General features: G+C 71.6%; 21 protein-coding genes and 1 pseudogene. 13 read left to right on the forward strand and 9 right to left on the reverse strand.

The window, feature by feature from the left end; genetic code table 11:
• Positions 1 to 210: 210 nt before the first annotated feature.
• The 4 genes from ACWC09_RS17920 to ACWC09_RS17935 all read left to right on the forward strand — a co-directional run bounded on the left by ACWC09_RS17920 (position 211) and on the right by ACWC09_RS17935 (position 2,638).
• Positions 211 to 663 (forward strand): DoxX family protein, encoded by a 453-nt coding sequence (locus tag ACWC09_RS17920; protein WP_450851487.1) that lies wholly within the window; start codon positions 211 to 213, stop codon positions 661 to 663.
• Entirely contained in the window at positions 660 to 1,097 is a 438-nt protein-coding gene (locus ACWC09_RS17925; protein ID WP_450851488.1) for a Zn-ribbon domain-containing OB-fold protein, read from the forward strand. The genes ACWC09_RS17920 and ACWC09_RS17925 overlap by 4 nt, the downstream gene beginning before the upstream one ends.
• Before the next feature lie 8 nt (positions 1,098 to 1,105).
• Complete coding sequence (locus ACWC09_RS17930; RefSeq protein ID WP_450851489.1) at positions 1,106 to 1,708, forward strand: GNAT family N-acetyltransferase; 603 nt, start codon at positions 1,106 to 1,108, stop codon at positions 1,706 to 1,708.
• Positions 1,709 to 1,780: 72 nt separating this feature from the next.
• On the forward strand, positions 1,781 to 2,638 hold the full coding sequence (locus ACWC09_RS17935; RefSeq protein ID WP_450851490.1) for a GNAT family N-acetyltransferase: 858 nt from the start codon (positions 1,781 to 1,783) through the stop codon (positions 2,636 to 2,638).
• 16 nt (positions 2,639 to 2,654) lie between these two features.
• Here the strand turns inward: ACWC09_RS17935 and ACWC09_RS17940 are convergent, their stop codons facing one another.
• The gene (locus tag ACWC09_RS17940) at positions 2,655 to 3,347 is read right to left on the reverse strand and encodes a pyridoxine/pyridoxamine 5'-phosphate oxidase (protein WP_450851491.1); all 693 of its coding nucleotides are present in this window, start codon (positions 3,345 to 3,347) and stop codon (positions 2,655 to 2,657) included.
• A gap of 55 nt (positions 3,348 to 3,402) precedes the next feature.
• On the opposite strand from ACWC09_RS17940, the gene ACWC09_RS17945 reads away from it, so the two are divergent.
• Both ACWC09_RS17945 and ACWC09_RS17950 read left to right on the forward strand, forming a co-directional pair.
• Positions 3,403 to 3,882: a hypothetical protein gene (locus ACWC09_RS17945; protein WP_450851492.1), complete on the forward strand. Its 480-nt coding sequence runs from the start codon at positions 3,403 to 3,405 to the stop codon at positions 3,880 to 3,882.
• 42 nt (positions 3,883 to 3,924) lie between these two features.
• On the forward strand, positions 3,925 to 5,232 hold the full coding sequence (locus tag ACWC09_RS17950) for a hypothetical protein (protein WP_450851493.1): 1,308 nt from the start codon (positions 3,925 to 3,927) through the stop codon (positions 5,230 to 5,232).
• Between the two features lie 7 nt (positions 5,233 to 5,239).
• Here ACWC09_RS17950 and ACWC09_RS17955 read toward each other — a convergent pair whose 3' ends face one another.
• A complete protein-coding gene (locus ACWC09_RS17955; protein WP_450851494.1) occupies positions 5,240 to 6,412 on the reverse strand; it encodes a thiolase C-terminal domain-containing protein in 1,173 nt (390 codons plus the stop codon).
• A 76-nt stretch (positions 6,413 to 6,488) separates the two neighbouring features.
• Between ACWC09_RS17955 and ACWC09_RS17960 the strand changes: the two genes are divergently transcribed.
• The gene (locus ACWC09_RS17960; protein ID WP_450851495.1) at positions 6,489 to 7,673 is read left to right on the forward strand and encodes an acyl-CoA dehydrogenase family protein; all 1,185 of its coding nucleotides are present in this window, start codon (positions 6,489 to 6,491) and stop codon (positions 7,671 to 7,673) included.
• Positions 7,670 to 8,140, forward strand: a complete 471-nt coding sequence (locus tag ACWC09_RS17965; protein ID WP_450851496.1) for a nitroreductase/quinone reductase family protein — start codon at positions 7,670 to 7,672, stop codon at positions 8,138 to 8,140. Before ACWC09_RS17960 ends, ACWC09_RS17965 begins: the two co-directional genes overlap by 4 nt.
• Positions 8,141 to 8,152: 12 nt before the next feature.
• On the opposite strand, the gene ACWC09_RS17970 is transcribed toward ACWC09_RS17965, so the two are convergent.
• The 3 genes from ACWC09_RS17970 to ACWC09_RS17980 form a co-directional block, all read right to left on the reverse strand.
• Positions 8,153 to 8,428 (reverse strand): hypothetical protein, encoded by a 276-nt coding sequence (locus tag ACWC09_RS17970; RefSeq protein ID WP_450851497.1) that lies wholly within the window; start codon positions 8,426 to 8,428, stop codon positions 8,153 to 8,155.
• Positions 8,429 to 8,495: 67 nt separating this feature from the next.
• Positions 8,496 to 8,630 (reverse strand): hypothetical protein, encoded by a 135-nt coding sequence (locus tag ACWC09_RS17975; RefSeq protein ID WP_450851498.1) that lies wholly within the window; start codon positions 8,628 to 8,630, stop codon positions 8,496 to 8,498.
• 147 nt (positions 8,631 to 8,777) lie between these two features.
• On the reverse strand, positions 8,778 to 9,413 hold the full coding sequence (locus tag ACWC09_RS17980) for a TetR family transcriptional regulator (RefSeq protein ID WP_058924738.1): 636 nt from the start codon (positions 9,411 to 9,413) through the stop codon (positions 8,778 to 8,780).
• A 135-nt stretch (positions 9,414 to 9,548) separates the two neighbouring features.
• Here ACWC09_RS17980 and ACWC09_RS17985 point away from each other — a divergent pair, with 135 nt between their 5' ends.
• The 3 genes from ACWC09_RS17985 (at position 9,549) to ACWC09_RS17995 (ending at position 13,441) form a co-directional block, all read left to right on the forward strand.
• Complete coding sequence (locus tag ACWC09_RS17985) at positions 9,549 to 10,283, forward strand: VOC family protein (RefSeq protein ID WP_450851499.1); 735 nt, start codon at positions 9,549 to 9,551, stop codon at positions 10,281 to 10,283.
• A gap of 183 nt (positions 10,284 to 10,466) precedes the next feature.
• Complete coding sequence (locus ACWC09_RS17990; RefSeq protein ID WP_450851500.1) at positions 10,467 to 12,821, forward strand: outer membrane protein assembly factor BamB family protein; 2,355 nt, start codon at positions 10,467 to 10,469, stop codon at positions 12,819 to 12,821.
• 137 nt (positions 12,822 to 12,958) lie between these two features.
• A complete protein-coding gene (locus ACWC09_RS17995; protein WP_450851501.1) occupies positions 12,959 to 13,441 on the forward strand; it encodes a hypothetical protein in 483 nt (160 codons plus the stop codon).
• Between the two features lie 13 nt (positions 13,442 to 13,454).
• Here ACWC09_RS17995 and ACWC09_RS18000 read toward each other — a convergent pair whose 3' ends face one another.
• From ACWC09_RS18000 to ACWC09_RS18010, 3 genes are read right to left on the reverse strand one after another with little or no spacing between them, the layout of a single operon-like run.
• A complete protein-coding gene (locus tag ACWC09_RS18000) occupies positions 13,455 to 14,228 on the reverse strand; it encodes an enoyl-CoA hydratase/isomerase family protein (RefSeq protein WP_450851502.1) in 774 nt (257 codons plus the stop codon).
• Positions 14,225 to 14,641 (reverse strand): Zn-ribbon domain-containing OB-fold protein, encoded by a 417-nt coding sequence (locus ACWC09_RS18005; protein ID WP_450851503.1) that lies wholly within the window; start codon positions 14,639 to 14,641, stop codon positions 14,225 to 14,227. Before ACWC09_RS18005 ends, ACWC09_RS18000 begins: the two co-directional genes overlap by 4 nt.
• A gap of 1 nt (position 14,642) precedes the next feature.
• Positions 14,643 to 15,791 (reverse strand): lipid-transfer protein, encoded by a 1,149-nt coding sequence (locus ACWC09_RS18010; protein ID WP_450851509.1) that lies wholly within the window; start codon positions 15,789 to 15,791, stop codon positions 14,643 to 14,645.
• Positions 15,792 to 15,892: 101 nt separating this feature from the next.
• On the opposite strand from ACWC09_RS18010, the gene ACWC09_RS18015 reads away from it, so the two are divergent.
• Together ACWC09_RS18015 and ACWC09_RS18020 are read left to right on the forward strand one after the other, a co-directional pair.
• A complete protein-coding gene (locus ACWC09_RS18015) occupies positions 15,893 to 17,455 on the forward strand; it encodes a FadD3 family acyl-CoA ligase (protein ID WP_450851504.1) in 1,563 nt (520 codons plus the stop codon).
• A gap of 86 nt (positions 17,456 to 17,541) precedes the next feature.
• Positions 17,542 to 17,847: a hypothetical protein gene (locus ACWC09_RS18020; protein ID WP_450851505.1), complete on the forward strand. Its 306-nt coding sequence runs from the start codon at positions 17,542 to 17,544 to the stop codon at positions 17,845 to 17,847.
• A 40-nt stretch (positions 17,848 to 17,887) separates the two neighbouring features.
• On the opposite strand, the pseudogene ACWC09_RS18025 reads toward ACWC09_RS18020, so the two are convergent.
• Positions 17,888 to 18,312, reverse strand: a pseudogene (locus ACWC09_RS18025) (hypothetical protein); the annotation flags it as partial.

Here is an 18,312-nt window from a genome sequence, read left to right on the forward strand (position 1 = left end):
CACATGCCGGGTTGATGGGTCTCGGTCAAGAGGGGAATTGGTTTCGGATTGATCACGGGTGTAGGAGGAGTGGGTGGGACTTGTGGCGTAGGGCGCCTGGTTGTGGCCACGGGGTGATCGGCCTCGCCGGGAACACTCATGGGGGATGTGCGGCCGCGCGGTCGGCACACAGGCTTCCGGGATGCGGTTACCTGACGTACCGTCAGATTCATGGACTCGATCTGGCTCAGTGGCGCGGAATGGCTGGCCGTCCTGCGTATAGGCCTCGGCCTGTGGTGGCTGGAGAGCTGGCGGCACAAGGACCGCAAGGCCTGGTTCGAGCGCGGCACCGGGATCAAGTGGGCCGCCGACATAGCGGCGAAGCACCGCTGGAACGCCGTACGGTCCGGATTCGAGGTCATGGTGGCGCCCCGGCCGCGGACGATGGCGTACGTGGTGGTGTACGCGGAGCTGGCGACCGGGCTCGGGCTGATCACCGGGTTCCTGACGCCGATCGCGCTGGTCGGCGGGCTGCTCCTCAACATCCTCTACTTCACGCTCATGATCCACGAGGTGGCCGAGCAGGGGCAGAACTCGATGATGGCCCTGATGTCGGTGGTCGGGCTGTTCGGGATGTCGTGGCAGGTGTGGTCGGTCGACAGCGCGCTGGGGCTCTTCTCGTGACCGGCCCCCGCCACGACCTCCCGGAGGCCGACGCCTTCACACGCGCCTACTGGGACGCCGCCGCCGAGGGCCGGCTGCTGATCCGCCGCTGCGCAGCCTGTGGCCGGGCGCATCACTACCCGCGGGAGTTCTGCCCGTACTGCTGGAGCGAGGACGTGACCTGGGAGCCGGCGAGCGGGCGGGCCGTGCTCTACACCTGGTCTGTCGTGCACCGCAACGACCTGCCGCCCTTCGGGGAGCGGACGCCGTACGTCGCCGCCGTGGTCGACCTCGCGGAGGGGCCGCGGATGATGACCGAGGTCGTGGGGTGCGAGGAGCCGGCGGCCGGGATGGAGCTGGAGGTGGCGTTCCGGGAGGGAACACCCGTGTTCCGGCCGCGCGAGGGAGCCGTACCGGCTCGAAAGGCCCCGCACCGGCGATCGGAACGGGCTTGAATGGAGCGATGGCTTCCCTCCACACGCGCCGCATGGTGTCCCCCTTCCCCGAGTTGCACGGCCACGGCATCCGTCTGCGCCTGTGGGACGCGGGCTCCGAGGCCGACGTGGCGACCTGGCTGCGGGGGCTCACCGACCCGGACTTCCGGCGCTGGAACACCCCGCTCAACCCGGTCACCGACCTGGAGACGGCCCGCGAGTCGCTGCGCTCCAAGGTGCTGGGCTCGGCGGAGGGCACCGCGGCCTCGTACTGCGTGACCGACGCCGCGACCGGCACACCCCTGGGGCACATCGGCGTCAACCTCATCAACCTCGTGCTGAGCAACGCCCGCGTCGGGTACTGGGTGCTTCCCGAGGCGCGGGGACGGGGCATAGCCACCCGCGCCCTGGCCGTCGCGTCCCGCTGGGCGCTGACCGAACTGGGGCTGCACCGGCTCGAACTCGACCACGCGATCGGGCACGGGGCGTCGTGCCGGATAGCCGAACGGTGCGGGTTCCGGTACGAGGGGACACTGCGGGGCGCGATGTTCGAGGCGGGGCGGCACGACGCGTTCCGGGACATGCATCTGCACGGACGGCTGGCGACCGACCCGGAACCTCAACTCCCCTGAATCCACGGCCAGATGAACGCTCCCGTCGATAATTCGGAGGCGTTCGCCCGACGCCGCGCGGAATCATGGAGCATGCGGCCCGAAGACTGGCACTTCATCGACGGCCTGGACGCGTTCCTCGCGCGCGCCGGGTCCTTCCTCCGATCCCGGCCCGATCTGCACACCGTCCCGCTGACGGTGACCGAGCAGCTGCGGATGCGGGGCACACAGGCGTACGGCGACGAGGCCCCCTTCTTCGGGGTGCTGGAGCGGAACGGCGAGGTCCGGGGCGCCTACTTCTGCACCCCGCCCTACCGGGTGAGCGTCACACCGATCACCCCCGAGGACGCCGGCTCCCTCGCCGCCCATCTGGCCGGCATCGGGCGCCCCGTGTCCGGCGTGATCGGTGAGCGCACCGCCGTGGCGACTCTGGTCCGGGCCTGGGAGCGCGGCACCGGAGCCGTGGCGACGCTGCACGAGCGGCAACGGCTGTACCGGCTGGGCACGTTGACCGCGCCCGCAGCCATGCCGACAGGGCGGCCGAGGGTTGCCGCGGAGCCGGACCGGGACCGACTGGTGTGCTGGTACGGCGAGTTCATGGAGGATATCGGGGGAGTGGGGACACGTGCGGACGGCTGGGCCGACGCACGCATCGCCTACGGCGGCATCACCTTCTGGGAGGCCGCCGACGGCACGCCGGTGTCCATGGCCGGAGTCACCCCCATGGTCGCCGGCCAGATCCGCGTCGGCCCCGTCTACACCCCCTCCCACCTGCGCGGACGCGGCTACGCGGGTGCGGTCACGGCCGAGGTCAGCCGGGCCGCGCTGGCGGCGGGCGCGGACCAGGTGCTGCTCTTCACGGACCTGGCCAACCCGACCAGCAACGCCCTGTACCAGCGCGTCGGCTACCGCCCGGTGGCCGACTTCGCGGTGTACGACTTCTCGGCCTGAAGCCCGCCGCGAACCCTCATGGCCACAGCAGCTCCTTTACCCAACCCCCGTTCTCGCGCCAGTAGTTGAGCCGTACGTGCTGTCGCCGCTCGTCGCCCTGGAAGAACTCCACCTCGTCCGGCCGGAGTCGGTACAGGGTCCAGCTCGGCACGGGGGCGTCCGGCTCGTGCTGCGCCCGCTCCCAGGCGGCCTGGGACGCCCGCGCCAACTCCTCGACCGAGCCCAGCACTTCGCTCTGCCGCCCGGTGAGCGCGGCGGCCAGCGCGCCGGTGGAGCGGGCGTGCAGGTCGCCCTGGGACTCGGCGGCCGGGGCGGCCGTGACGGGGCCGCGCAGCCGGACCTGGCGGCCCAGCGCCGGCCAGTAGAAGCCGAGGGCCGCGTACGGCCGTACCGCCAACTGCCGCCCCTTCCGGCTGCCGGAGTGCGTCGCGAAGGACCACCCCTCCGCGTCCGCGCCGTGCAGCATCACGATCCGCACGTCCGGCAGGCCCGCCTCGTCCGAGGTGGCGAGGGACATGGTGTGCGGCTCGGTCTGCCCGGCCGCCACCGCCTCCGCGAACCAGGTGGTGAACAGGGGGAGGGGCGAGGAGGGGGCGGTGGCCGGGTCGAAGGGCGGCAGGCGGGTGACCTCCGGGTCCCACACCCGCAGGGATCGCAGCAGTTCGTGCAGGTCCGGGCTGTCGTGGCTGTCCTGGTGCTCCTGGCTCATGCGGTGAGTATCACCCGACCGCGAACGAACTCCCTCACCTCTCCGTCCCCTGCATATGAAGGTGCATCCGAAGGTCCTCCTGCTCGCCGTCGGCCTCGCCGCCGCGGCCGTCGGCTGCTCGTCGCCGGCCTCCTCCCCCGACATCCGGATGGGCGCGCCCCCGCTCAAGTTCTGCGGCGTCACCTTCTGGCACGCCGCCATGGGCATCGGTGCGGCCGACCTGACCCACTCCACCCGCGCCATGCCCGCCGCCCCCACCGACGGCTGGTCCCACCTCCCCGCCCACACCCACGCCTCATCCCTCGACCAGCCCCCGCCCGACGTCGTCCGCGTCACCGACGACTGCTCCCACGGCCGCACGGTCGTCGTGACCCCGGCGGCGTCCGTGCGGATCCGTACGGTGGCGGAGGACCGGGCGGGACGGGTCGTCGCCCTCTCCCTGGTCCCGGCGAAGACGGGGGCGACGGTCCGGGTCCACATCTACGCCTACGACGGCAGCCGCCCCGTAGGACAGCTCCTCACGACCGTGAGCTGACCGGTACGTTGGGAGACCGGTCGACGGAGGGGAGACAAAGGCGTGGCGAGGCGCTCGGCGAGCACGGCCCTCAGCGTCACCGCCCTCCTGCTGCTCGGCACCCTCACGGCGTGCACCAGCGAGGAGGCGACCTCTCTCACCGCGCCGGCCGTGTACTACCTCCCTCCGTACGGCGAGAAGAGCGCCGTCAACGACAAGCCGGTGTTCGAGGTCCGGGCCGAGGGTGGCTCGTCCTCCCCCCGTACCGGCACCCGCCGGGCGACCGTCGACGTCGTGGGCGGCTCGGAGGACGTCGTCCGGCTGCGCAGGAGCGGCCCGGAGTGCAGGGGCGGTGCCGCGCACGTGACCTGTGACATCCCGGGCGACTTCCTCGACGGTGGGGGGAACCAGCGGGTCGTGCCGGTCGCCGCGAAGGGCGCCGAGGTCGGGGAGTCGGCGGTCGTGAGATTCACGTACACGACGAAGGACGGCAAGAAGCTCACCGCCCGTACGGAGTTCGTCGTCGGCGAGCCGGTCGTCGAGGTGCTGGCGCCCAAGGCCTTCGAGCACGTCCGCCCCGGCGCCGAGCTGACCGCGCCCCTCGTCGTACGGAACTCCGGCACCGTGCCCGTCAGGGGCCTGGGTCTCGAACTCCAGCCAGGCTCCACGGAGTACGCCGAACGGTACGCCAACTGCCGCTACCTGGACCGGAAGCACTACGACGGCAACGCCGCCGTCTGCCGGTTCCCGGACGTGCGGATCGCCCCCGGCGAGACCGTCGCCCTGAAGACCGGGCTGCGGCTGCGCGCCTCCGAGACGGCGATGTACGGGACGGTCGAGGCGCGGGTCTGGCCCCTCGACACCAAGCCGGAGTCCAGGACCGGCGCGTTCGGGGACGGACCGTCACTGGAGGTCGTGGCCGCCGAGCCGGTGCGCGGCGCCTTCCGGGCCGGCAGCGCCACCACCCCCGTCACCCTCGACACCCACGCCGACTACCAGGTCACCGGCGCAGACCTGCACGGCGGCGTCGAGGACACCCGCACGGTCCGCCTCACCGTCCGCAACAACGGCCCCGGCGACCCCGGCTTCGGCACGCAGCTGGTCTTCAGCCCGCCCTTCGGCGCCGTCGTCGAGAAGCAGCCCATGACGGAGATCGACGACGGCGAGTACGGCCCCTACTGCGACAGCGACGGCTCCGCCTACACCTGCGACATCGACGAGCTCGGACCGGGCAGCTCCCGCACCTTCGAGTTCACCCTGAGCCTGGGCGAACCGGGAGCGGGGCTCGTGAGCCTCCGGGACAAGGGCCACCACGGGCGCCGCGACCTCGACCCGACCAACGACCAAGCCGCCGTCACCGTCACCAGGTGACCCCGGCTCACCCCCGCCCCAGCACCACCGTCCCCGACGAACAGAACCACCCGCCCGTCCCCGACGCCACTCCCAGCCTCGGCAACTCCCCGTCCGACGCCCGGACCTGCCGAGCCCCCGCCTCTCCCCGCAACTGCCGCACCGCCTCCACGAGCAGGAACAGCCCCCGCATGCCGGGGTGTTGGGCCGACAGCCCGCCCCCGTCCGTGTTCACCGGCAACTCCCCACCCTCCACCCGCAGCCGCCCCTTCTCCACGAACGTCCCGCCCTCACCCTTCCCGCAGAAGCCGAGGTCTTCGAGAGTCACCAGCGTCATGTACGTGAAGGCGTCATAGATCTGCGCGAAGTCCATCTCCGCCGCCCCCACCCCCGCCCGCTCGAACGCCAGCCGCCCGCTGACCGTCGCCGGGGACACGGTGAAGTCCTCCCACTCCGACATGGCCGCGTGCGAGACGTGCTCCCCGGTGCCGAGCACCCAGACCGGGGCGGTGCGGCAGTCCCGTGCGAACTCCTCGGCCACCAGCAGCACCGCCGCCCCGCCGTCGGAGCGGATGCAGCAGTGCAGCTTGGTGAAGGGGTCGGCGATCATCGGGCCGGACAGGACGTCGTCGACGGTGATCGGGTCGCGGAACATCGCGTCCGGGTTCAGGGCCGCGTTGGCCCGCGCTTGCACCGCGACCTCCGCCAACTGCTCGATGGTCGTGCCGTGTTCGATCATGTGGCGGCGGGCGGCCATCGCGTACTTGGCGATGAGGGTGTGGCCGTACGGCACCTCGAACTGCAGCGGGCCGCGCGAGCCGAAGGACAGGTTCCCCGTCCGCCGGCCCGCCTTGATGTCCGCGCGGGCGGTGGAGCCGTAGACCAGCAGCACGGCGTTCGCGTGCCCGGCCGCGATCGCGTCCGTCGCGTGCGCCGCCATGACCTCCCACGTCGAACCGCCGACCGCCGTGGAATCGACCCAGGTGGGGCGCAGGCCCAGATACTCGGCCACCTCGACCGGCGGCAGCGTGCCCAACCCGGCCGAGGCGAAGCCGTCGACATGGCCGCGGTCCAGGCCGGCGTCGGCGAGGGCGCGGCGGGCCGCCTGGGCGTGCAGGGTGTACGGGGTCGCCTCGGCCACGCGCCCGCAGTCGGACAGGGCGACGCCGACCACGGCGACTTTGCGGTTCCCGCGCGTCATGAGAGGTCTCCTGCCCCTGGGCATCTCGTTCCGGTCCCCCTAATATGACGGGCCGTCAGATCCGGAGGGAAGAGCCATGGACGCGAGCTTCACCGCCGAACAGGACGAGATCCGCCGCACCCTGCGCGAACTGCTCCGCAAGCGCTGCGGGCCGGATGAGCTCCGGGCCGCCGTCGACACCCCCGACGGACACGACCCCACCTTGTGGACCCTCCTCGCCGACCAGTTGGGGCTGCCTGGGCTGGCCCTTCCGGAGGGGTACGGGGGCGTCGACTGCTCGTTCACCGAACTCGCCCTCGCGGGAGAGGAGGTGGGGCGAGCCCTGGCCCCCACCCCGCTCCTGGCCACCGCCGTCCTCGCCGCGCCGCTCATCGTCTCCCTCGGCACCGACGCCCAGCGCGCCGACCTGCTGCCCCGACTCGCCTCCGGCGCCCTCACCGCCGCCCTCGCCGTCCCCGGCACCGCGCTCGCCACCGCCCTCGCCCTGACCGGCGAGAACGGTGGGGAGTGGGCGGGCGGTGGTCGTGCGGGGGGAGTCCAGGCGAGACGGGCGGGGGAGGCGTGGCGGCTGTACGGGCAGGCCGAGCAGGTGCTCGACGGGCACAGTGCGGGGGTGCTGCTGGTCGCCGCGCATGCCGGGGGGTTCGCCCGGTCGCGGACGCTGCTGTTCCTCGTGGCGGGGGACGCGGAGGGGGTGGTGCGGGTGCGGCAGACGGCACTTGACGCGACTCGGCCGCAGGCGCGGGTCCAACTCCGGGATGTGGAAGCCGTGTTGCTCGGGGAAGAGGGTGCCGACGTCCTTCGTGCCCTCGCCTCCGTCGGCGATCACGCCGCCGCCTTCCTCGCCTGCGAGGCCGTCGGGGCCGCCGACCGGGCGTTGGAGCGGACCGTCGCCCATGTGAAGCAGCGGGAGCAGTTCGGGCGGGCGATCGGGTCGTTCCAGGCGGTCAAGCATCGGCTGGCGGATGTGTATGTGCAGGTGCAGGCGGCGCGGTCGGCGGCGTACTACGCGGCCTGGGCGTGTGTGCACGACGAGAGGGTGGGCGGGCTGGCTCTCGCGCAGGCGCTCGAAGCCCTGCGCTCCGCCGCCGCGGAGGGGATACAGCTCCACGGCGGTATCGGCTTCACCTGGGAGCACGAAGCCCATCTATCCTTCAAGCGCGCATCCGGCGACGAGCTGCTCTTCGGGCCGGTCCACCGGCTGCGGGCGCACGCCGCCGCGGCGGCGCGTCTCTTCGAGGGCCGGGAGGTGTCGGTGTGATCGGCGAACGTGTGGTGCAGAGGGTCTCGTCCACGCGGGGCTTCGCGAAGGTGGCCCCGCATGTCATCCCGGCGCTGGACCGTGCCGTGCACCGGCTGACGCGCGGGAAAGTGCTGCTCAGCGCGCAGATGCTGCCCGGTGTGATCCTGACCTCCACCGGCGCGCGCAGCGGACTGCCCCGTCGTACGCCGCTCGCGTGCATGCCCGAGGACGGCGGCCGCAGCTGGATCCTGATCGGCTCCAACTTCGGCCGCACGGGTCACCCCAACTGGACCCACAACCTGCTCGCCCACCCCGAGGCCGAGGTCAGCTGGAAGGGTGAGGACGTTCCCGTCCGGGCCTTTCTGCTGGAGGGCGAGGAGCGGGCGGCGGTGTGGAAGACGGCGCTGGCTTTCTGGCCGCCGTATGCGACGTATCAGGCTCGGGTGGAGCGGGAGATTCGGCTGTTCAGGATCGTACGGAGATGAGCGGTGCCGGTGTCAGGGCGACTGGTTCTGGGTGCAGGCCACGTCGTACTGGGAGACCGCCTTGGGGTTGTTCGAGATGAGGGAGTGGGTGCCCAACGACCCCGCGTACTGGGTGCCGGCATGGCCGTCGGGGTTGAAGGCGGAGCCGGGGGCGCTGATGGCGTTTCCGGGTTGGTGGGGGGTGTCCTCGCAGGACGCGCCGGGCTGGGCCGCGAAGGCGATGCCCGCGCCTCCGGTGGCCAGGGCGACCGAGGCCACGGCGACGGCCGCACGCTTCAGGAGGTTCATGATCGCTCTCCTTTCGCGAATTCCTTCCCCATATGTACGCAAACGGGGTGCCGACCGTTCAACGCCGTCACGGCGTCGATGCACGGGTGACCGCCCGGGCGGCCGTCGGGCGGGCGCCCAGGCCCACCGCCGGATGGACGGCGGCGCAGCAGGCCATGCGGAGGAGGCCGAACGCTCCGCTGGTCTCATCGGGTGGGAACACGTCGTGGGCGTTCCTCCGGCCGAACCGTCCGATCGGCCGCCCGCTGCCCGTGTGGCCGCAACACGGCAGGCGGCGGCCCACCTGAGTGAACCACCGCCTGCCAGACAGGACTTGGAGCCTGAAAGTAGTGTTCCTGACGTGGACTTCCTATTTGGTCGGCTTCTTTCCGGTCACGCCCAGATGTACCAACAGCGCCAAATTAGGCTTGAGTTCGGCCTGCTTGACGCCCCAGGTCTGGAAGCCCTTCTGGTGCGAGGCGACGGCCGCGAGCATCGCGACCAGTGAACCGGCGACGGCGGCCGGGTTCACATCCTTGTCGACCTTGCCCTTGGACTGCAGTTCGGCGACCGAATCCGCGAGGGAGTTGTTCACGGAGTTCAGGATCTTCATGCGGATCTTGTAGAACCGCTTGTCGCCCTCGGCCGCACCGAGGTCGACGACCCTGAGGATCGCGTCGTTCTTGCGCCAGAACTCCAGGAATCCGTCTACGAGTTCCTGCGCGGTCTGCCAGCCCGCCTTGCCGACCCATGAGCGGCCTTCGAGGAGTGCGGTCAACTGCCCGCCCTCGGTGGCCATTTGCTCGGCGATCTCCAGGACGGCGCCCTCGACGTCCGGGAAGTACTGGTAGAAGGTCGCGGGCGAAGTACCCGCCTTCCGGGCGACATCGATGACTTTGACGTCCCGGTAAGGGGAGGAGCTGAGCATCTCGCTGAGGCAGTCGAGCAGCTTCTGCCGGGTCGCCTGCCCACGCCGGCCGGCCACGCGGCCGTCGACGGTACGCACTTGTCCTGTCATGCCGTCAGCTTACCGAGGGGTGATCGGAGCGCGATTCGGCCGACTGCAAATGGGGTGCATGGGTGCGGGGAGACAGGTGTGCCTGGTCCTGCGGGGTGCGTGAGTCGCCGTTAGTTTGGCGGTATGGCCGAAAATAGGGCATCCGCATACGGAGAGGGCGTCCCCTGCTGGGTGGACGCGCAGCTTCCCGACGTAGAAGCCGGAAAGCGGTTCTACGGTGAGCTCTTCGGGTGGACCTTCCGGGAGCAGCAGTACGGCGGCTCCGTCTGGGCGCTGCACGACGGGGAGCCCGTCGCCGCGCTCGCGCGCAAGGTGGACGGGCGTATGCCCACCGTCTGGACGGTGTACTTCGCGACGCCGGACGTGGAGTCGCTCGCCGACCGGGTCTGGGCGGCCGGCGGGCAGGTCGTCACCGCACCCGTGCCGGTGGGTGACCTGGGCACGACCGCGCTGGTCACCGACCCCGAGGGGGCCGTCTTCGGCCTCTGGCAGCCGGGCACCCACCCCGGCTTCGGCAAGCGGCACGAGACCGACACCTTCGTCTGGGCCGAGCTGTACGCCCGTGACACCGAGGCCGCCAACACCTTCTACGGCGAGCTCTTCCACGACGCCCTGTTCGGGCCGGACGCCGAGCCCGACTTCGGCCGGGCGGCGGTGTCGGAGGTCTTTCCGGCCGAGATGCCGCCCCACTTCGTCGTCCACTTCGGCGTCCAGGACTGTGAGGGCGTCCTCGCCACGGTGAGCAGGCTCGGTGGCCGCGTCCAGGCGCCACCATTCGAGACGTCGTACGGAAAGGTGGCGGTCGTCACCGACAATCAAGGAGCGTCGTTCGCCGTACTGGAGCGGGCGGAGCACTGACCCCGGGCGCGGAAGCATACCGGTTTGGGGTGAGACACCCCGATTTGGTCCTGAGTTCGCAACCAGTGCCCGGGCCAGGAAGAATCGGGGTGCGTGCCGCCATGGCGGTGCGGTGGTGAGACGCTGCACGGGGTCGCGTACATATGTGGGTGGACGGGGCCCGTACGGGGAGGTGGCAGGCAAGTGGTCGATCAGCTGACGCAGCACGATCCGCGGCGCATCGGGCCGTTCGAGGTGCTGGGACGGCTGGGTGCCGGTGGCATGGGGCTGGTCTATCTCGCGCGCTCGGCGTCCGGTCGGCGCGTGGCGATCAAGACGGTCCGCACGGAGCTCGCCGAGGACCAGCTCTTCCGCGTGCGCTTCACGCGCGAGGTGGAGGCGGCCCGGGCGGTCTCCGGCTTCTACACGGCGGCCGTGGTCGACGCCGACCCGCGCGCGGCCGTGCCGTGGCTGGCCACCGCGTACGTCCCCGCGCCCTCCCTCGAAGAGATAGTGAACGAGTGCGGGCCCCTCCCGGCCCAGGCCGTGCGCTGGCTCGCGGCGGGCGTGGCGGAGGCCCTGCAGTCCATCCACGGCGCCGGGCTGGTGCACAGGGACCTGAAGCCCTCGAACGTCCTCGTCGTCGAGGACGGTCCCCGGGTGATCGACTTCGGGATAGCCTCGGGTGTATCGAACACCCGTTTGACCATGACGAATGTGGCGGTGGGCACGCCCGCCTACATGTCGCCCGAGCAGGCCAAGGACTCCCGCAGCGTCACCGGCGCGAGCGACGTCTTCTCGCTCGGCTCCATGCTGGTCTTCGCCGCCACCGGACACCCGCCGTTCCATGGGGCCAACCCGGTCGAGACGGTCTTCATGCTGCTCCGCGAGGGCCCGGACCTCGAAGGTCTCCCGGACGAGCTGCGCCCGCTGATCGAGTCCTGCATGCAGATGGAGGCCACGGCCCGCCCCAACCCGGCCGACCTCCAGGCCCAGCTCGCCCCGCACCTCTTCGGCTCCGGCACCGACGACAGCGGTACGGCGTCGGCCTGGCTGCCGGACAAGGCGGTCACCCTCATCGAGACGCGCGGGCGCGGCGGACGCCCGCCGAACAAGCCCGCGCAGGGCCCCGGCCGCAGCACCGGCGGCCGCCCCGCCCTCCCGCCCCCGCCCTCACGCGACCCCGTGATCCCGTCGCCCGTCCCCGTCGGCGCCCCCGACGGCGGCCCCGTCCGGCTGGCCGGCGCCCAGGTGCCGATCGGTCCCGGCCCACGCGTCGCCGACGTCCGCGCCGCCGCCGTCAAGGCACCCCCGCCGGAGGCCGCCCTGGCCGCCTCCTGGGCCAAGCCCCGCCCCGGAGTCAACGGCGCAGACCCTGCCGTAGGCCCTGGGGTACCGTCCTCGCCGCCCGCACCCCCGGAGACGGCGACCGGCTGGCGCCCCTGGCGTTTCCGTATGTCGAACGACGTCTGGGGCACCCCGTCCGTCGCCGGTGACCTGGTCTACGTCACCTCCTTCGAGGTGCACGCCCTGGACGTGGCCACCGGCCGCAGGCGCTTCAAGACCCGGGACGTCGCCTGGTCGATGGCGGTCGCGGACGGCCGTATCCACGCCTCCGACGGCCCCACCCTGTTCGCCCTGGAGGCCCGCGAGGGCGCCGACCTCTGGCGCCTCCAGACGGACGCCTGGGTCTACTCCCTGCACGCCGACCGCGGCACGGTCGTCACCGGCACCCGCGGCGGCGGCGTCCAGGCCTGGGAGGCCTCGAACGGCCAGAAGCTGTGGGAGCTGACCGGCGCCCAGACCGACTTCGAGTCCCCCGAGGCCGGGCCCGCCGTCCACGAGGGCACTGTCTACGTCTGGCAGGACGCCCGCCTGCGCGCCCTGGAAGCCCGCACGAGCGAGGAGCGCTGGTCGTACCCGATCGGCGACGCGGCCTCCTGCGGCGGGGTGCCGGTACGGGTGACGCACGCGCCGGACGGCTGTGTGTACGTCTCCGCGGGCACCCGGGTGCTGGCCCTGGACACTGCGAGCGGCCATGTGAAGTGGCACTTCGAGGCCCCGGCGGTCTTCCTCTCGCCGCCCACCTTCGCGCCGGGTCCGGCCGTGACGGGTGGCGGCATCTACCTGGCCGACTACCTCGGCACGGTCTACGCCCTGGACGCCGCCGACGGCCGCGACCGCTGGCGTATCGCCACCGAGTCCCGTTCCTCGGTCGACCCGGTGCTGGTGGCCGCGGGCCATGTGCACGTGGGCAGCGGCAAGGGGCTCTACACCCTGGACGCGGTCACGGGCACGCCCAAGTGGCGCTTCCAGGCGGGCGGCGACATCGTGGGCGCCCCGGCCGTGGCGGAGGGCCGTATCCACTTCGGCTCGACGGACCACCTGCTCTACACCCTGAAGGCCGACGACGGCCGGCTGCGGTGGAAGCTGGCGACCGGCGGCGAGATCACCGGGTCGCCGGTGGTCAAGGACGGGGTCGTGTACGCGTGCAGCAAGGACCGCTGTGTGTACGCCCTGGACGCGGAGAAGGGGACGGGAACCGCCCGGACCGCGTGAGTGTCTGCAGGTGACGGCCGTCGTACCCATGTCACGGAAGGGCGTGGACGGCGGCCGTCCCCCCAGACGCTACGCCGGGTGCGGGGCGGCCGCCACGCGGTGACATGGCCGTGACAGGGGTTCGCTAGTGTGACGGCATGAATACACGGGGGCGCACTCTTCGGTTCGCGGCGGTCATCGGGTTCGTGGTCCTGTCGCTGACGGGCTTCTCGACGGGCCGCCATCACGGCATCGGCAAGCATCACAGCAGTGGCGGGTGCAGCAGCTCGTCGCAGGACCACGACACGTCGTCGCACTCGAACACGACGACCGGGGGCAGCGGCTCGTACTCCTCGTCCACGGCCGCCTCGGCGTCGCCCGCGATGGCGGTCCTGGTGAGCTGTGCGACCGTGAAGCAGCCGTACGCGACCGTCGAGGTCAGCAACCCGAACGACACCGCGGGCACCTTCGAGGTCACCGTCACCTTCAAGGACGCCAAGGGCGGGGTCGTCGCGTCCCAGGTCGACAAGGTGGACGTGCCGGCGAGCGGGACGGTGACGGTGCACGAGCAGGTGGGCGGTGGCAGCGTCGCCCGCGTCGACCACTGCGAGGTCGAGGACCTGGCACCGGCGGCGAGCTGACGGTCCTACCGCTTCACCGCGTCCGGAACCGTCTGTCGCGCCGGACGAACAGCTCCGCCTGCCGTTCGTCCGGCAGGTTCCCGAGCGAGACCAGGTGGGCCGCCTGCGCGAACCCGGCGGCGACGGCGCTCTCCTTCGCCGCCCACAGCGCGCGTACGGTCCCCTGGACGCCCTCGACCGGATACCCGGCGATGACGGCGGCGCACCGCTCGGCCGCCGCCAACGCGCCACCGGGCTCGGTGAGTTCGGAGACGAGACCGATCTCGTGGGCGCGCCGGGCGGAGATGCGCTCCGCCGTGCCCATGAGCATCATGCGCGCGACCTCGCCGTACGGCATCCGCTGGGCGAGCAGGACGGACTCGTACGCGCTGACCATCCCGTAGGTCGTGTGCGGGTCGAAGAAGGCGGCGGTGGTGTCGGCGACGAGGAAGTCGGACTCGCCGAGGAGATAGAAGGCGCCCCCGCAGGCCATGCCGCTCACGGCGGCGATCACCGGTTTCCACAGGTCGTTGGACTTGGGGCCGACCCGGAGGAGCGGATCGTCGGCCATGTAGGGGGAGCTGGGCTGGGGGACCACCGCGTCCCGGTCGAGGCCGGTGCAGAAGGCGCGCTCTCCGGCGCCGGTCAGGACGACCGCCCGTACGGCGTCGTCGAAACGCAACTCCCGCCAGATCTCCTGGAGTTCGTCGCGCATGGCGAGGTCGATGGCGTTGAGTCGCTCGGGCCGGTCGAGGGTGACGACGGCGACGCCGGTGTCCTTGTCGGCCAGGACCCGTACGGTCGTCATGGCCGCTCCAGGACCCACTGCGGCAGCCCGTCCTCGGTGAAGACGACCTGCACCCTCGCGCCGATCCTGAGACGTTCCGGCGGGACGGAGTCCAGTCGGGCCCCGGCTTCCGTGACCAGGTTGCCGACCAGGCGGATGCGGGGCGCCTCGGTCAGTTCGACGACGATCACGGTGTACGGGGCCTGGTCGGCGTAGGCGGGGAGGAGCGGGGGATGGGGGCGGACGTAGGACCAGATCCGTCCGTGTCCTTCCATCCGGCGCCACTCGTCGGCGAAGGACTGGCAGTGCGGGCAGCAGGGGCGGGGCGGGAAGCGGAGCTCGCCGCAGTCGGCGCAGGCCTGGACGCGGAGCTCGCCCTGGCGCGCGTAGCCCCAGAAGGGGGCGCCGTCGGGGTCGGTGACGGGGGTCAGCATGTCAACTCCTCAGGAGGAGAGCGGAGGTGGGCACGCCTTCCCCCGCCGTGACCAGGCAGGTGGCGGCGTCCGGGACCTGGGCGGTACTGGTGCCGCGAAGCTGCCGTACGCCTTCGTTGATGAGGTTGAACCCGTGCACGTAGGCCTCGCTGAGCCCGCCGCCGCTGGTGTTCATCGGCAGGCGTCCGCCGATCTCCAGCGCGCCCTGCTCGGTGAACGCCCCGCCTTCGCCGCGTCCGCAGAAGCCGTAGCCCTCCAGGGACAGGGGGATGAGGGCGGTGAACGCGTCGTAGATCTGGGCGACGTCGACGTCCTGGGGCGTGAAGTCGGCGTGCTTCCACAGGTGCCGGGCGGCGGTCCAGGCCGGGCCGGTCAGCGGGTCGTCGTTCCAGTAGTTGACCATGCCGTGGTGCTGGGCGGGCAGGCCCTGGGCGGCGGAGTGGACGTAGACGGGGGTCCGGCGGCAGTCGCGGGCCCGCTCGCTCGACACGACCACGCAGGCCAACGCCCCGTCCGTCTCCAGGCAGTTGTCGAAGAGGCAGAGGGGCTCGCTGATCCAGCGGGAGGTCATGTACATCTCGCGGGTCAGGGGGCGCTCGTACATGACGGCGGCCGGGTTCTGGTTGGCGCGGTTCCGGCAGGCGAGGGCGACGTTGAAGAGGTGGTCGCGGGTGGCGCCGTACTCGTGCAGGTAACGGCGGGTCAGCATGGCTATCTCGTCGGCCGGGCGGAGGAGGCCGAAGGGACGGGTCCACTGGGCCGGGGTGCGGAGTTGGACGGTGGTGTTGGTCCAGGGGCGGGGTCCTGAGCCCCTCTTCCGCGATCGCCAGGCGACGCCGACGGTGGCCTGACCGGCGGCGATGGCGGCGGCGAGATGGGCGACCGTGGCGCACGAACCGCCCCCGCCGTACCCCACCTTGCTGAAGAAGGTGAGATCCCCGAACCCGACGGCCTTCGCGAGCTCCACCTCGTCCGTCTCCTCCATGGTGTAGGAGGCGAGCGCGTCGACCTCGCCGGGGGCGATGCCGGCGTCGTCGAGGGCGGTGAGGACGGCGCGGCAGGCGAGGGTTCTCTCGTCCTCGGGGAGGTGTTTGGCGAAGGGTGTCTGTCCTATGCCGACGATCGCGGTGGCGTCCTTGATTCCGGCCATGGTGGGGGACCTCCGCATGATGCCAGGGCAGTTGAGCAGCTGACAGGGCGTCAGGCTACAGCTAATCTGACGGGTAGTCAGCTACTGGTGTGGAGGCTGCGATGCGCGGAGACGTGGTGTGGGGGACCATTCCGGGCCTGATCCGGTCGGCGGCGGAGCGGTACGCGGACGCCGAGGCCGTCGTGGACGGGCGGGTCCGGGTCTCGTACGCGGAGTTGGGGGCCCGGGTCGAGCGCGCGGCGGCGGCCTGTATCGCGAGCGGGGTCGAGGTGGGCGACCGGGTGGGCATCTGGGCGCCCAACTCCCTCGACTGGATGGTCGCCGCGCTGGGCGCCGTGTCGGCGGGCGCGGTGCTGGTGCCGCTGAACACGCGGTTCAAGGGCGGCGAGGCGGCGGATGTGCTGCGGCGGAGCGGGGCGCGGCTGCTGTTCGTGACCGGGACGTTCCTGGGGACGTCGTACGTGGCGTCGCTGCGGCGGGCGCTCGCGGAGGGGCCCGGGCTGCCCGGACTGGACCAGGTCGTGGTGCTGTCGGACGACGCGCCGGCCGACTTCCGTACCTGGAAGGACTTCCTGGCGGGCGGGGAGGGGGTGGGGGAGGCCGAAGTCCGTTCGCGTGCGGGCAGGTTGGACGGCTCGATGCCCTCGGACATCATCTTCACGTCCGGTACGACGGGCCGCCCCAAGGGCGCGGTGATCACGCACGCGCAGACGCTCAGGGCGTACGAGATCTGGTGCGACCTGGCCGGATTGAGGCAGGGCGACCGCTACCTCATCGTCAACCCCTTCTTCCACACCTTCGGTTACAAGGCCGGCGTGCTGGCCTGCCTCATGCGCGGCGCGACGATGATCCCCCAGCCGGTCTTCGGCGTCGACACGGTCCTGGCCAACATCGCGGCGGAACGGGTGTCCGTGCTGCCGGGCCCGCCGACCCTCCACCAGTCCCTGCTGGACCATCCGGCGCGGGACGCCCACGACCTGTCCGCCCTTCGCCTGGTGGTGACGGGCGCGGCGGTGGTGCCCCTGCAGCTGGTGGAGCGCCTGCGCGGTGAACTGGGCGTGGAGACGGTCCTGACGGCGTACGGCCTCTCGGAGGCCAGCGGCATCGTGACGATGTGCCGGCGCGGCGACGACCCCACGGTGATCGCCTCGACGTCCGGGCGGGCGATACCGGGCACCGAGGTCCGGGTGGAGGCGGCGCCCGGGGAGCCCGGGGAGGTGCTGGTGCGAGGCTTCAACGTCATGCGGGGCTACTTCGAGGACGCGGCGGCGACGGCGGAGGTGGTGACGGGGGACGGCTGGCTGCGGACGGGCGACGTGGGCGTGCTGGACGCCGACGGCAACCTGCGCATCACCGACCGCATCAAGGACATGTTCATCGTCGGCGGCTTCAACGCGTACCCGGCGGAGATAGAGCAACTGCTGGGCCTGCACCCGGATGTCGCGGACGTCGCGGTGATCGGGGTGCCGGATCCGCGGCTGGGGGAGGTCGGGAAGGCGTATGTGGTGCGGCGGCGGGGCGCTGTGCTGACCGGGGACGACCTGATCGCCTGGGCCCGGCGGGAGATGGCGAACTACAAGGTGCCGAGGGTCGTGGAGTTCGTGGCGGAGCTGCCTCGGAACGCGAGCGGGAAGGTGGTCAAGGGCGAGTTGAGGCGGGGGTGACAGGGTCCCCAGCATGAGGAGGAAGCCTCACTGCCTCCTATACTCCTGGCGTGCTTGACAGGTCGAACCACTTCCACGTTTCGTCCATGCTCAATCGGCAGTCGATCGCACAGCATGGCCTGGACTGGGCCCGGATGAGCGCCGCACCGGGAATCGCCGGCAGCCGCGGCCCTGAGGTGGAGGGGATCTTCGTCTGTCGGGGCGAGGAGGAAGCAGAGTTCTTCTTTCGGATCAACAACACCGGTGGGCCGGTTGATCTCTGGTCCGTGGACGGCATCGATGAGGGATTGCTCCTCGACAACGGCAACGGATTCGTCTACCTGCCCGGCCGCGTACCAGCCGCGCGAGTCCGCCTCGTGCGATCGGACGTTCCTCCGCAGCTTGGTTGTTGACTTCGCGCGGCGGTACGGCTGGGTCACACTCGGGAGGACGTCATGAGGTCGGCGGCAGGGCCAGCCAGTCCTGCCAGGTGATGTCCCGGCCGAGGTGACGGGGGTGCCGGAAGGGCCAGTCGGTGGTGATCCAGTGGGGGACCAGGGTGTCGACGGCGTGTTCCGTCTCGGTGTCGACCAGCTCGTCCACCACCCACCAGGAGATCTCCGCGTCGGCGCCGGTGCGTTCGGGTGGGTCGATGTAGACGCAGCCGAAGATCGCCGTTTCCTCCGGGTCCAGCAGCGCGTAGTTGAACGACTCGTGCGCTGCGATCTCCGGACGACATGACGAAGCTCTGCGGGGCGGCCGTCCGGGTGGTCGCCCTGTAGACGGACCGGACACGGACACGGACACGGACATGGACCGGGCGCCGGACATGGACCCGGACACACCTCGGCCGCGGCGGCTCCCCTCCGAGCCGCCGC

The organism is Streptomyces sp. NPDC001617, from assembly GCF_053596855.1.

Coding starts and splice junctions, on each gene's coding strand:
- ACWC09_RS17940 (WP_450851491.1), bottom strand. CDS start 3,347: ATGAGCCAGGAGCACCAGGACAGCCACGACAGCCCGGACCTGCACGAA.
- ACWC09_RS18005 (WP_450851503.1), bottom strand. CDS start 14,641: ATGCTGACCCCCGTCACCGACCCCGACGGCGCCCCCTTCTGGGGCTAC.
- ACWC09_RS17920 (WP_450851487.1), top strand. CDS start 211: ATGGACTCGATCTGGCTCAGTGGCGCGGAATGGCTGGCCGTCCTGCGT.
- ACWC09_RS17935 (WP_450851490.1), top strand. CDS start 1,781: ATGCGGCCCGAAGACTGGCACTTCATCGACGGCCTGGACGCGTTCCTC.
- ACWC09_RS17930 (WP_450851489.1), top strand. CDS start 1,106: ATGGCTTCCCTCCACACGCGCCGCATGGTGTCCCCCTTCCCCGAGTTG.
- ACWC09_RS17995 (WP_450851501.1), top strand. CDS start 12,959: ATGAATACACGGGGGCGCACTCTTCGGTTCGCGGCGGTCATCGGGTTC.
- ACWC09_RS17945 (WP_450851492.1), top strand. CDS start 3,403: ATGAAGGTGCATCCGAAGGTCCTCCTGCTCGCCGTCGGCCTCGCCGCC.
- ACWC09_RS18010 (WP_450851509.1), bottom strand. CDS start 15,791: ATGGCCGGAATCAAGGACGCCACCGCGATCGTCGGCATAGGACAGACA.
- ACWC09_RS17960 (WP_450851495.1), top strand. CDS start 6,489: ATGGACGCGAGCTTCACCGCCGAACAGGACGAGATCCGCCGCACCCTG.
- ACWC09_RS18000 (WP_450851502.1), bottom strand. CDS start 14,228: ATGACGACCGTACGGGTCCTGGCCGACAAGGACACCGGCGTCGCCGTC.
- ACWC09_RS17955 (WP_450851494.1), bottom strand. CDS start 6,412: ATGACGCGCGGGAACCGCAAAGTCGCCGTGGTCGGCGTCGCCCTGTCC.
- ACWC09_RS17985 (WP_450851499.1), top strand. CDS start 9,549: ATGGCCGAAAATAGGGCATCCGCATACGGAGAGGGCGTCCCCTGCTGG.
- ACWC09_RS18015 (WP_450851504.1), top strand. CDS start 15,893: ATGCGCGGAGACGTGGTGTGGGGGACCATTCCGGGCCTGATCCGGTCG.
- ACWC09_RS18020 (WP_450851505.1), top strand. CDS start 17,542: ATGCTCAATCGGCAGTCGATCGCACAGCATGGCCTGGACTGGGCCCGG.
- ACWC09_RS17970 (WP_450851497.1), bottom strand. CDS start 8,428: ATGAACCTCCTGAAGCGTGCGGCCGTCGCCGTGGCCTCGGTCGCCCTG.